7 protein-coding genes and 1 pseudogene are annotated in these 14,440 nt (G+C 45.4%); all 8 read left to right on the forward strand.

Annotated elements, in window-relative coordinates; genetic code table 11:
- The first annotated feature begins 125 nt into the window (after window positions 1–125).
- Window positions 126–6,149, forward strand: coding sequence for a DUF7402 domain-containing protein (locus AC1DVJ_RS14850; RefSeq protein ID WP_477591926.1), 6,024 nt, complete (start codon window positions 126–128; stop codon window positions 6,147–6,149).
- Between the two features lie 519 nt (window positions 6,150–6,668).
- On the forward strand, window positions 6,669–7,604 hold the full coding sequence (locus AC1DVJ_RS14855; protein WP_477591938.1) for an ABC transporter permease: 936 nt from the start codon (window positions 6,669–6,671) through the stop codon (window positions 7,602–7,604).
- Between the two features lie 12 nt (window positions 7,605–7,616).
- Window positions 7,617–8,498 carry a carbohydrate ABC transporter permease gene (locus tag AC1DVJ_RS14860; RefSeq protein ID WP_477591928.1) on the forward strand — a complete coding sequence of 294 codons (882 nt, stop codon included), beginning with the start codon at window positions 7,617–7,619 and terminating at the stop codon, window positions 8,496–8,498.
- Window positions 8,499–8,557: 59 nt separating this feature from the next.
- Window positions 8,558–10,078: an extracellular solute-binding protein gene (locus AC1DVJ_RS14865; protein WP_477591930.1), complete on the forward strand. Its 1,521-nt coding sequence runs from the start codon at window positions 8,558–8,560 to the stop codon at window positions 10,076–10,078.
- Window positions 10,079–10,101: 23 nt separating this feature from the next.
- Window positions 10,102–11,568, forward strand: a complete 1,467-nt coding sequence (locus tag AC1DVJ_RS14870) for an aldehyde dehydrogenase family protein (protein WP_477591932.1) — start codon at window positions 10,102–10,104, stop codon at window positions 11,566–11,568.
- Between the two features lie 33 nt (window positions 11,569–11,601).
- Window positions 11,602–12,513 carry a dihydrodipicolinate synthase family protein gene (locus tag AC1DVJ_RS14875; RefSeq protein WP_477591934.1) on the forward strand — a complete coding sequence of 304 codons (912 nt, stop codon included), beginning with the start codon at window positions 11,602–11,604 and terminating at the stop codon, window positions 12,511–12,513.
- Window positions 12,510–13,679: a mandelate racemase/muconate lactonizing enzyme family protein gene (locus AC1DVJ_RS14880; protein WP_477591936.1), complete on the forward strand. Its 1,170-nt coding sequence runs from the start codon at window positions 12,510–12,512 to the stop codon at window positions 13,677–13,679. The genes AC1DVJ_RS14875 and AC1DVJ_RS14880 overlap by 4 nt, the downstream gene beginning before the upstream one ends.
- 95 nt (window positions 13,680–13,774) lie before the next feature.
- Window positions 13,775–14,440: pseudogene (locus AC1DVJ_RS14885) on the forward strand (helix-turn-helix domain-containing protein); the annotation flags it as partial.

Consider the following 14,440-nt stretch of genomic DNA (forward strand, 5'->3'; position numbering starts at 1 on the left):
TTAGAAAGGAGGTGATAGAGCCGAGCTTGGCACTAGAGTTTTGGTACTATGAAACAGGGAATGTGGAGTTGTCATATTGTAAAAGGTGCAAGGGTCCGATCAAAATTGTATTGGAGGATGTACACGTGATAAAAAGAAGAATCGTAACATTTTTGTTGTGTCTATCTCTTGGAATAATGGGATTTAATGCAACGCCTAAGGAAGCCCAGGCAGCGGTTCAATCAACATTTTATGTGTCGCCTACCGGCAGCGGCACGAGTTGTACGCTTGCCAGTCCATGCTTACTTCAAGATGCTCAGACGCAGGTTCGAGCTATTAATCAAAATATGACAGGAGATATTGTTGTTTATTTCTTGGATGGCACTTATAATTTGTCGTCCACGTTCGAATTAAATGAAAGCGATTCAATACACGATTCCGGTACCAATGGGTATAACATCATCTATCAAGCCTACCCTGGGGCTAATCCTGTCATAAGCGGTGGCAAGACGTTGACCAATTGGTCGCAATATGACGCGAATAAAAATATTTATCGCTCTTATGTGGGACAAAGTACCGGTATATTGCAAATGTACGTCAATGACGTAAGGGCAATTCCTGCGCGCGGTGCAGATGGTCCTTCGGGATTTTCCAATGCACCTGATAAATCCATGGTTCTAGATGCTTTTAAAGTATACAACGGAGCCAGCATTACAACGGTCAATGATAACAATTCGGCCATTACGTACGCGGGCAATCCTTGGAAGCAATGGACTTATGACACTAATCGAAGCGCAGCAGGCGCAAGTGATATCAATAATGATGCTCATTACATTAATCTTGGCGGAGCTTACGCATCGTATTCATTTACGGGTACCGGGATTGACGTGATTGGCGAGAAGAATTCCAATAATTCACCTTCTGTAAAGGTATATATTGACGGTACGCTGAATCAAACGGTTAGTGCATATAGCAGTTCGCTATCGAGTCAGCAAACCTTATTCAGTATCTCGGGATTGACAGAAGGTCCGCATACGATCAAGATCGTCAATAATGCACCAAATTTGACGCTCACTGCTCCGACATACGCAAGTATGTCTGCTTGGGGAAATCTGGATCAGGTCAGAATAAACAGTCTCCATAACTATGCTTACGCACAATGCAACGTGTCCTCACTATCGGGTGGATCATCGCTTACCGTCGCAAGCTCATGCGTGAGCAGCATCGTTCCCGGTTATTTCCATGTCAATTGGTTGGAGAACGCCTATGAACTATTGAATACGTCTGGACAATTTTATTACAATGTCACCGATGGATATATGTACTACATTCCTAGAAGCTATGAAAACTTAAGCACAGCGGAAGTGGTCATTCCGCAAGTAGAACAATTGATCAATGGCACCGGGGGCTCAGGAACACCGCTTCACAATTTGCAGTTCATTGGATTGACATTTGAATACGGGACATGGTTAGGGCCACTAACAGAGATAGGTTTTGCTGGAAATCAAGGGAATGGTTATATGACCCCAGCAAGCCAACAAATGACCATCAGTGCAAATGTCTTGTTTAATCGTGCGAATAACATTCTCATTCAAGGCAATACGTTCATCCATTTAGGCGGCACGGCGCTCAAGTTTAAAAATGCGAGCCAGAATAACACTGTCATAGGGAATAGCTTCTCGGATATATCTGGCGGTGGGATTGAGATCGGCGATCTGAATGATTATGCGAATACGAACCCAGCAGATCAAACGCGTAACAATACTGTAGTGGGCAACTATATTTCCTCAGTAGGTGTACAATATATTGCTGCCTTAGGGATATTTGCCGGGTACAATACGAATTTGCAATTAGTCCACAATGAAATCGACAGTACGCCGTACTCGGGCATATCACTTGGCTGGGGATGGGGTGCGGAGCCATCGACGCCTTATTCGAAAGGCAATAACATCAGTTATAACAAGGTTACCAATGTCATGCAGAGAATAATCGACGGAGGGGGCATTTACACGCTCGGTCGTCAACCAGGCTCTGTGATGTCCAATAACCATGTATCTGGTGTTTTCGGCCCTTACGGAGCTCTTTATCTGGACAACGGTACAAATAATTACAATGTGAATAATAATGTCGTTCAAGGGGCTGCTACAAATTGGCTGTATGTTCAAAATCTCTCTCCGCCGGCTTTGAACAATGTCGTTACCAATAATTTCGCTGACAATTCTTCTCTTGGTGGAGCACCGAGCTCAAATGGAAACAGTCTCGCCAACACGACAGTTGTCACTGGTGGCAATTGGCCTGCTGCAGCCACTTCCATCATGAATAACGCAGGTTTGGAAAACGGATACTCCTACTTGAAGAACACGTCTGGAATTCTTGTTGATGATACCGATACAGCGATTAATTACTCCGGATCGTGGACAGCAGATAGCAATCGGAAGGCCGCTGGCGCATACGATTATAAGAATAGTTCACATTACACCGCTACTTCCGGAAATTCCGTGCAATACACATTCACTGGAACAGGTATCGATGTGATCAGTGAGACAAATTCAGATCAATCGAATAATGTATCCGTATATATCGACGGAGTACTAAATCAAACCATTAGTGAAAATAGTTCTTATCGGTTAAGCCAGCATACCGTGTACAGTATTAGAGGGCTGTCTTCGGGCTCACACACGATCAGAATCGTCAACCAAACGACAACACAGCAACGGTTATCGCTTGATGGATTTAAAGTGTACGGAGCGTACGCGGACGTTGCGGTTACAGGCATCAATTTGAATGCTAGCGAAGTTTTGTTGCAAACCAACAACAACTTTGATCTGAAGCCTGCAGTCACCATTTCGCCTAGTAATGCCTCGAATAAACAAATAATCTGGAGCTCAAGCAATCCGAAAGTTGCATCCGTTGCAAACGGTGTGATAACCGGGGAGAAGGCCGGAAGCGCAATCGTTACTGCCTCAACATTAGATGGAGGCTTTACAGCAACAGTTCCTGTATCCGTTACAGCCGTTGCGGTTACAGGTATCACGCTGAGCCCAAGTCAAATTTTGACGGATGTGAACAGTGTTATTGACCTGAAACCTAGTCTTGTATTTACCCCAGATAATGCTACGAATAAACAAATTATTTGGATCTCAAGCGATTCTAGTATTGCAACAGTTGATAACGGAGTATTAACCGGGCGAGCTGTTGGGAATGCAGTTATTACCGCAACGACAGTAGACGAGAACTTTACTGCAACGGTTAATGTTAAGGTAGCACAAAATGTCGCCTTGACTGCGACCGCTACTGCATCATCGTACTATCAGAATAATGCAGCACTCGCTCCAGGAAAGGCGATTGATGGAATCATTTCGACTGAGTGGGCCTCCAATACACAAATAAATCCATGGCTGCAGTTGAACTGGACCGCGCCTCAAATTGTAGATGCGATTACGTTCTATGATAGACCGAACATGACGGACTGGGCATCAGGAGGAACGCTGACGTTCAGTGACGGAAGTTCATTAGCGGTATCGGGCATTCCAAATGACGGTTCACCTTATACCCTTACTTTCCCAGGTAAATCAATAACATGGGTTAAGTTCCAGATCGCAGGCGGCGCAACCAATCAAAATGTAGGATTAGCAGAATTCAAAGTGTTAAAAACAGTTGATGCTAAGGTTACAGAAGTTCCTGTTACAGGTATCACACTAAACCCAAGTCAAGTTTTAACGGATGTTAACGGCAGCATTGACTTGAATCCGGGTCTCGTAGTTGCTCCTAATACTGCTAGCAATAAACAAGTCATCTGGAGTTCAAGCAACACTGGCATTGCAACTGTTGTGAATGGCGTCGTATCCGGGAAAGCTGTCGGAAGTACAGTCATTACAGCAACGACGGTCGACGGAAACTTTAAAGCAACGGTTAATGTTACGGTTGCACAATCAGTACCGAGGGGGTATTGGAAATTGGACGAAATATCGGGTACAACTGCTTCCGATTCGTCTGGCAATAACAAAACGGGTACGTTGAATGGCGGGGTTGCGTGGGTAGCGGGCAAAATTAGCAATGGTCTTTCATTTAATGGTACGAACTCTTATGTCAACATCCCTGACGCTGCTAACCCAACGGCTTATACGGTTTCCTTATGGGTTAACCCTTCCGCGGCAACAGCGCAAAATATCTGGACGAGAACGAATTCAAGCGGATCGACCTCAGCTTGGTCTCACCAGTTGCGCATTAATTCGAGCGGTAAGTTTGAGGCGTATACTTACGATGGAGCGGGAAAAACAGTGACGGGCACAACCACTGTGCAGATCGGTGTTTGGTATCATATCGCATTGGTGGCAACCAATAATGGACAAATGAAGCTGTATGTCAACGGTCAGCCGGAGGGAACGCCTGCAAATATCGGTACTATGTGGACAGGAGGCACACAGTATTGGTTAGGTTCCAACGCCGGTAATATAAGCGGCGGCGGCACCTGGGGATGGTTTAAAGGGATCGCCGATGAAGTCAAGTTATACAACTATGCATTGACGGGCAGCCAGATCCAAGCCGGCATCGACGAACCGTTCGTGGCATTGGATTTAGCTTCGCTCGGTATCGGCTATGCAGCGGGTGAAAGTGCATCAGGCGTGACGCATGATGTCAACCTGCTAACGAGCGGCATGAATGGGACAACAATCACATGGGGTAGCACTGCTCCAAATATCATCGACACGAACGGTAAGGTAACCCGTCCGTTATCTACCGAATCTGATGTGAATGTAACGCTAACAGCAACGGTTACAAGAGGTACTGTTTCGGACACAAGGACGTTCGTACTTAATGTATTAAAGGGGGTTCCTCCGGTCGACGCCGTGTTTTCTTCAGACGTTACAGCACTAACCAATAGGGACGTTACCGTAACGATCGACTATCCGTCCGATGCGACGGTGAAGGAGTACAAAGTAGGCGGTAATGACACATGGATAGCGTACACTGATCCGGTGGTTGTATCCGCCAACGATACCGTGTATGCACAGAGCAAGGACGCAGCAGGCAACGTATCGAATGTGGCCAGCTATACGGTCGGCAACATCGACAAGACGCCTCCGGCTGGCGCGACGTTGTCTGCTGACATTACAGCACCAACCAAAGAGGACGTTCACGTAACGATCGACTATCCTTCTGATGCGACGGTGAAGGAGTACAAAGTAGGAGAAAACGGCGAATGGACGGCTTATGGCGCTCCAATACTTCTCTCCGAAAACACCATGGTTTATGCTAGAGGAACAGATGCTGCGGGCAATGTGTCGAATGAAAAGAGCTACACGGTCAGCAATATCGATCACATAGCACCAAGCGATGCAACCTTGCTTGTAGATACAACGGCGCCGACCAACCAAGGCGTCAGCGTAATGATCAGTTACCCGGCAGACGCTGCGGTGATGGAATATAAAGTGGGAGCAAACGGCGAGTGGACAGCATACACCATCCCAGTTGTTGTTTCCGACAATGAYACCGTGTATGCAAGAGGAATTGATGAAGTAGGAAATGTATCGAACGTAAGAGGCATTATGGTAAGCAACATTTATAAGATAGCTCCTGTAACCACCGCAACATTAAGTCCGGCTGCGCCTAACGGCAAGAACAGCTGGTACACGACGGATGTGACCATAAGCATATCCGTAACCGCCAGTGTTTACGGAGGCTCCGTAACAACGGAATACCAAGTGAATAACAGTGGATGGATCGTTTACACGGACTCCATTCCAGCTTTCGGTGACGGAACTTATTTGCTCGCATACCGCAGCAAAGATCAGGCAGGCAATGTAGAACTAATCAAAACTGTCGAATTTCAAGTTGACAAGTTAGCTTCAGCGCTTTCCGTTCAGTTGGATAAAACGTCGATTTGGCCAGCAAATCATGAAATGGTTACGATCAACGCCACGCTGGATTCAAGTGATGCTACATCGGGCGTTGAATCCGTGGTATTAACGTCCATCACGAGTAATCAACCAGATAGCGGGAAAGGCGACATTCAGGCCGATTTCGGTACAGCCGCTACTTCTTTCAGTTTGCGTGCAGAAAAATCACGGATCTACACCATCACATATACAGCTACAGATAAAGCTGGAAACAAAACGGTTAAAACTATAACCGTCACAGTACCTCATGATCAATCTGGTAACCATTAAGAATAAATAATATTACAGGAGGAAGGACATCAGAGTCTGCCTCCTAGACGTGAAAATTGGTATTTTTATAGTTAGGCTTACTTGGATTATAAGGATCCCTAGTTTCACTGGGGTTCGATACAATACGGTGCATCAAGGTACAGAGTGGAATGGAGAGAGGAACGATGGTTACAAAGCTTTCGCAATCAAGAACAAACTAAAGCATTTTGGTTTAGAGGGTGTCCCAAAAGCCATGAAAATGGCGAGGGGCACCCTCTTTTCGTAGAGGATAGCGAGGACTGGAATCATGTAATTTCTTGTCTGTAGCTATTGCAATAGGTGTATGGAAGACTGCAAAGAATGATAACTCGAAGCTTCTGTATCCGCGTAAACCCCCGTCATGTAAGGGTTTTCAGGCTTCGGATAAAGAAGTTAAATCAGTACGATAGCCTGTTATTCATTTGATAACTTATGATACGAGGGTAGCCAATCACCTATCAGTCAGGAGGAAGTCGAGTGCCGCAACCCTTGGAAACGCAGATGCAAAGAGCTCGATTAAGCTCATTTAAACGATCACAGCTAGTGCGAGATCTCTTAAGAGATCGATGGATGTATCTACTTTTATTTCCCGGGATCTTGTATTTTGTTGTATTTAAATATGTACCGATGGCTGGCCTAGTAATGGCGTTTCAGGACTACAAGCCATTTACCGGATTTATAAACAGTCCATGGGTTGGCTTTAAACATTTTGAACGATTTTTTAATGAGCCCCAATTTTGGATGCTTTTTCGAAATACTATCCTGTTAGCTATCTATAATTTAGTGTTCTTCTTTCCACTTCCAATAATTCTCGCACTCATGATCAATGAAGCGCGAAGAGAGATGTTCAAACGAGTCGTTCAAACACTTCTCTATTTGCCGCATTTCATATCGTGGGTAGTGGCTGTCGGTATATTTTATGTGCTATTTACGACAGAGGGTGGCGTCGTTAATGAATTACTAGCGCAGTTTGGATTTGAGAAAATTCCGTTTATGTTAAGCGAAGAATGGTTTAGACCCATGATTATTGCCCAGTCGATGTGGAAAGAGGCAGGTTGGGGGACGATTATCTTCTTGGCCGCTTTATCTGGCGTCGATTTGCAATTGTACGAGGCTGCTCGGATGGATGGGGCAGGACGATGGCGTCAACTCTGGCATATCACAATTCCTGCGATCCGCAGCACGATTGTGATCCTGTTTATACTAAGATTGGGAACCTTCCTGGATACAGGCTTTGAGCATATCTTCCTTATGCTGAACTCGATGAACCGAGAAGTTGGCGAAGTGTTCGATACCTATGTGTATATGAAGGGGCTGACACAAGCTCAATATAGTTACAGTGCTGCAGTTGGTTTGTTCAAATCGTTAGTGGGACTGGTACTTGTTCTCGGCGCGAACAGACTAGCGAAGAAATTTGGCGAAGAAGGCGTTTACTAGGAGGTGTATCAAATGCCAACGTATGACAAGACATTAAGCAATAAAATGTTCGATTGGGTTAACTATGCGCTATTGGCCCTCGTATCTTTAATCACGATTATCCCGTTTGTCTATATAGTTTCGGTATCGTTCGCAGCCCCTTCGGAGGTTGTCAAAGGCGGATTGCTGCTGATACCTACCAAATTTACGCTTAGCGCGTATAAATACATTTTCTCAACAGACACCATGATTAGAAGTATCGGCGTATCGATTTATGTAACCGTTCTAGGCACATTGATCAATCTCATACTCACTTCATTTACTGCGTATCCATTGGCTCGTGCCACATTGCGCGGCCGTAAAGTATTCATGCTAATGATCCTCATTACGATGCTTTTCAGTGGCGGTATGATCCCGACCTACTTCGTCGTTAAATCGGTTGGCCTGATCGATTCCTATTGGTCTCTGATGATTCCAACAGCTATTAGTGCGTTTAACTTAGTCGTTTTGAAAAACTTTTTTCAGCAAATTCCAGATGGTTTGGAAGATGCAGCAAGAATTGACGGCTGCAACGATATTGGTACGTTGTTCAGAATTGTTTTGCCCCTGTCCATGCCAGCTATGGCGACATTCGGACTGTTTTACGCAGTAGGACATTGGAATACGTTCTTCCATGCGGTTATCTATATCAACGATTCCGAGAAATGGCCCGTACAGGTTGTGCTTAGGCAAATTGTGCTCATGTCGCAAGACAAAATTGGCGATTCGACCTCACAGTCCGATCCAACAGATTATTTGCCTCAAACGATTCGTATGGCTTCCATTGTGGTCGCGACAATTCCCATTGTTCTCGTATATCCGTTCTTACAGAAGCATTTCGCGAAAGGCGTTTTATTAGGTTCGGTAAAGGGATAACCTATTAAGGTTTATCTTTTCATATGTACCATATTATTCATCATACTGGAGGGGTAAGAATGATTAGAAAAGGTTATATGGCTTTACTTTGTTCCATCGCTTTGACAACAGGTACACTTGCTGGATGTGGGAACGCAACAGATCCGAAGAAAGATGAGAAAACGGCGGTGGATAACACGCCACTAGAGGTGACCATTGCTACACCACAAGTTGGGGAAGCGCCGAAAAAGGGCAGCGATATTGAGCTGGCGATAGAGAAATACACGAATGCCAAAATCGATATTCAATGGATTCCAGATGCTGCTTTTGAAGACAAAAAGAACATCATGATTGCTTCTAATGAAATGCCTAAGGCATTTAAAGTGAAACCTAACGCTTCGACACTAAATGCCATTCAGTCGGGGTTGTTCTGGGAAATTGGTCCGCTATTGAAGGATTACAAAAATTTATCGGAGCTTAGTCCGATGTATTACGACAACATTAAAGTGGATGGCAAGCTATATGGACTGCCGTTATACCGTGATATTGGACGTGCTGGTATCATCTACCGCAAAGACTTCTTTGGTTCCCTTGGATTGAAGACGCCAGTTACGCTTGATGATTGGTACAATATGGCCAAAACCGTAGCAGAAAAAGATCCAGATAAGAACGGTCAAGCGGATACGTACGGATTCTTCTTAGATAAAAATTATAATGATCCCGTTCTTAGCAGCAGCTTTTTGACTCGTCTTTCTGTTCCGAATGGAGCACCTAATAAATGGGGTGTTGAAAACGGGAAAATCGTAGCTGAATTTATGACGAAGCCGTATTTCGATTCAATGAAGTTGTTGAAAAAATTGTATGCAGAAAAGTTAATTAATCAGGACTTCTCCATCGTGCAAACAGCCGATTCCGATAACAAATGGAATGCAGGTAAAGTGGGCATCCGTGTAAATACGGTAGCAACAGCAGCAGCGCTATCTTCTGACAATGTTCTGAAGTCTACGCCGAGTGCCGTTGTAGATGTCGTACCTTTCGAAGGACCAAATGGACTTAAAGTACCTGCTGAGTCTGGGAACAACGGATTCTTCCTATTCCCTAAATCAAGCGTGAAGACAGAAGCTGAGCTGAAGCGCCTGTTAAGTTTCTTCGATAAGATGCTAGATGCTGAAATGTCAACGCTCTTGACGAGAGGGATTGAAGGCAAACACTTTACCAAGACAGAAGATGGCAAAGGTCAAATTAAGGATTTGACAACATTCAACCTTGAAGTTAAGCCATACCGTGACAGCTTGCCGTCATTTGAAACAGCAGGAAAAGGTCTTCCATTGAAGCAAAACGAGCTTCAGGCGAAAGGTTCGAAGATCGCACAAGATAACCTGAAAAGTGTTGTTCCGAATGTGGCCCTGACGTTCAATTCGAAAACCTACGCTGAAAAAGGCGGAGAGCTGGATAACATGATTCGTGACGCTCAAACCAAATACATTATGGGTAAAATCGATGATGCTGGCTGGCAAGCAGAGCTTGATAAATGGTTGAAAGCAGGCGGCGATAAGGTAATCGCGGAATATACGGCAGAATACGCCAAGCTGAAGAAATAGAGAGTCCAAATAGGAGTGAGAACATGCTTACGAATGTAACTGTCATCGAAAAAACGGCTTACATCAATGGCTGCTGGGTAGAACCCGGCAGCCGCCCTTCTAAAGATCATTACAGTCCGATGAATAGTGAGTTGTTAGTAGGACGAAGCCTTCAATTGAGCAAGGAAGATGTTGACCAAGCTGTAGCGAGCGCGAAGCAAGCGCTTCCAACCTGGTCTAGCTTGTCAGGAACACAAAGAGCTAATTGTTTGTTTAAAGCTGCGCAGAAGATTGAGGATCATCTAGAGGAGTTGGCACAGCTTCTCACATTCGAGATGGGGAAACCGATCGGCGAGGCCAGAGGTGAAGTTAACCGAGCTGTCGTGCTGTTCCGCTATTACGCAGGTGAAGGTCTCCGCAGCATTGGCGAGGTATTGCCTTCCACAGACGGGATATCCCACTTATACACGACTCGGGTACCACTTGGGGTCGTTGGACTTATTACACCTTGGAATTTTCCTGTCGCTATTCCTGTATGGAAGATGGCGCCAGCTTTAATATTCGGTAATACCGTCGTATGGAAGCCTGCAGAGCATTCGACGATTACAGCTTCCAAGCTCATGCAGCTGCTAGAAGAGAGCGGCTTGCCGCAAGGCGTCGTTCAGCTTGTAAGCGGCTCTGGCTCCGTTGTCGGACAGCGCATTCTGGAACATCCTGATGTGACGGGAATTTCATTCACAGGATCGGATGCTGTTGGCAAGCAAGTATCGCAAGCCGCGTCATCCCGTCATGCGAAATATCAATTGGAGATGGGCGGTAAGAACGCGACGATTGTGCTTGCGGATGCCGATCTAGAGAAAGCGGCCGATGTCATCATTAGCGCTGCGATGCGGTCTGCTGGACAGAAGTGCACAGCCACTAGCCGTGTCATTGTCGAGAAGTCAGTGAAGGAACAATTAACCTCCCTGTTGATCGAACGTGCGAACCGCATTAAGCTGTCTAATCCGTTGAAAAACGACTGTTATCTTGGACCTGTTGTGTCCAAGCGTCAATACGAATCGATTCTAGACTTTATCCAAATCGGAATCAACGAAGGAGCCCAAGTTCTTGCTGGTGGTAAAGCGAAGACGGAAGGCGAGTTTGCCAATGGCTACTATATTGAGCCTACGATTCTAGATCATGTCGACCCGCAATCTACACTGGCTCAAGAGGAAATTTTCGGTCCAGTTTTAGTGATTAACGAGGCCGAAGATCTCGATCATGCTATTGATCTGGCTAACGGCGTGCGTTATGGATTGGCTGCAGCCGTGTTCACACAAAATCAAAAGCATATTCATCACTTTGTGAACCGTATCGAGGCAGGCTTGATTAAGGTGAACGGTGAAACTGCTGGTGTTGAACCGCAGGCACCATTCGGCGGTATGAAGCTCTCCAGCTCGTATTCTCGTGAACAAGGCAGAGCGGCAATCGAGTTTTTCACACAGGTCAAAACCGTAGTAGTTACACCATAGCAGTTGGTGTGAAACGAAAGGAAGTGCACCCAGATGGATTATGCTGCATTCAGTAAAAGGCTGGAAACAATTTCAGCTATCAATATTACACCTTTTGATGAAGAGACGCGCCGCATTGATTGGGAAGGACTGGAAGCGAATATCGAGTTTTTGCTGGCGAATGGTACCGAAGTGATTGTGCCTTGCGGAAACACAGGCGAATTTTATGCGTTAACGCTGGAAGAAGCCAAGGAAGTGACCAAACGGGTCGTTGAGATTGTCAATCATCGCGCCATTGTTATGGCTGGTATCGGATATTCGGTAGAAACTGCTATAGAGCTCGGTAAGCACGCCCAGCAGGTTGGGGCGGATTGCGTTATGGTCCATCAGCCCATTCATCCTTACATCACGACGTCTGGTGCGGTGTCATATTACCGCAATGTAATTGAAGGTCTGGATATTCCGTCCATTCTATATCTGAAGGATGCTCATGTTTCGGATGATATCTTGTTTAGCTTGGCACCGTTGGAAAAATGCGTGGGCGTGAAGTATGCCATCAACGATCTTCCGCGTTTTACCGCGACCGTTCGCGCAATCAGTGCAGACTACAACATCGCATGGATCTGCGGCACGGCAGAGAAGTGGGCACCTTACTTCTACAATGCTGGTGCAAAAGGATTTACATCGGGCTTAATCAATGTGAATCCTGGTATCTCACAAGGGATGCTGCAAGCATTACGGGACCAAGACTGGCCAACCGTATGGAAGCTGTGGGAGGACGTTCTGCCTTTCGAGAACCTGCGTGCCAAATATAATGCCGGTAACAATGTGGTCGCGGTGAAGGAAGCGATGGAACAATTGGGACTTCGTGCAGGTGTCACACGCGAACCTGTTGATCCTTTGAATGAAGCGGATAAGAAGGAAGTAACGAACTTACTAAGTGCATGGGGGCTGCTAACATCATGAAAATTTCAGATCTTAGACTAACGGTTATCGCAATGCCACGAAATACAGGTTTTGTTTGCAAGCATGTCATCGTGGAGATTGACGCTGATAATGGACTAACAGGTATTGGCGAAATGTCGGATTTCTCTCATCTTCCTCATTATTCCTTAGACATTCAGGACATGGCTGTGGTGCTTAAGTCCATCTTGCTTGGACAAAGTCCATTTGACATCTCACTACTCAATAAAGAGCTGCTCAGCAATTTCCCGGAAACGATGTTTTATTATGAAAAAGGCAACTTTATTCGTAACGGGATTGACGCGGCGTTACACGATCTTTGTGCGAAATCGCTTGGTATCTCCGTAGCTGAATTTATTGGCGGAAGAATCAAAGAGAAAATTAAAGTCTGCTACCCGATTTTCAGACATCGCTTCATGGAAGAGGTAGAAGAAAATCTGGCGGTTGTCCGCGAGAGACTTAGTAAAGGCTTTGATACATTCCGACTTTATGTAGGTAAAAACCTGGATGCCGATGAAGCATTTTTGGATGGCGTGAAAAAGGAATTTGGGTCGAAAGTGACGATTAAATCGCTGGACTTCAGCCACTTGCTTGACTGGAAATCCGCGTTGAAGGCCACGAAGCGATTGTCGCAATACGATTTTCAAATGGTGGAAAGTCCAGCGGTTCAGAATGATTTCGAAGGACTTCATCATTACCGTATGAACACGGAATATCCAGTCAGCGAGCATGTGTGGAGCTTCCGTCAGCAGTCCGAAATGATTAAGCATGATTCGATCGATATTTTTAACATTTCTCCTATATTTATCGGTGGAATTACCGCGGCTAGGAAAGCGGCAGCAGCAGCTGAAGTTGCTGGGAAATCGTGCTTGATTGGTACAACCCAGGAGCTGTCTGTAGGCACCGCGGCTATGGCACATCTGGGAAGCTCACTTGTGAATTTGAACTATACATCAGATCCGACGGGACCTGAATTGTATATTGGCGATATCGTGAAAAATCCTGTTCAATACGAGAACGGCTATCTGCTTGTTCCAGGACGCGACTTACCTGGTCTAGGCATGGAGCTGGACTGGGATCAAATCAACAAGTATCGCGTGGAAGATCTTAGCTGGGGGAACGTATCCGTTCATCAACTTCAGGATCGCACCTCGCAAACCAAGAAGTAATGATGTAAGCAGCCGTCCGAGTATTAACAGTCGGGCGGCTGGTTTTGATATACTAGGGTCAATTAAACGAAAGTAAACAGAAGTGAGGAATTCAGTTGCCCACCTATTTATATCGCATGATCCTATTCGCCATGCTGCTAGTTGCCGTTCCCGTCATAACAATCGGAATGATTTCCTATCATATTTCATCTCAGGATATAGAGAAAAAGGTTAAAGAAAGCAATGCGCAAATATTGCTGCAGAACCAGATGAGAATTGAGCAAGTCTTGAAAAATGTAGAAATGGGTGCTGTGCAATATTTAAATTCACCACTCGTAACGGACAACCTCTACAATGCTTTGACACAGGATGATTTCCAAACGATTACAAGCCTTGCGAAAGGTTTATATAACTTGCACTCTTTATCGGGAGTGGCTGACGCCCATCTCATTAACCTGGATAATGACTGGATGATCGGCAATCTAGGCTTTACCGGTACGGAGGATTACTCGGATAAAGAGCTTTTGAAAGATTACGCAAAGAATCCCAAAAATTTATTCTGGCTAGCTGACGAAAAGGGGATTCGGATGGTTGTTAAGCTTCCGATGATCGCTCCCTCGACGACTCCGAAGGCTTTTTTGATCATAGAAATGTCGAAAAAGGAAATGGAAAAAGGGCTAGCGCAAACGAAGCAGTTGGGTGATATCTACGTACTGAATCGCGAACACATCCCATTCTTAAGTAATTCGGGCGCGGACTACATTTCAGATTCGATCCTGGAG

The sequence above is a fragment of the Paenibacillus sp. P4_A9 genome, from assembly GCF_056402415.1.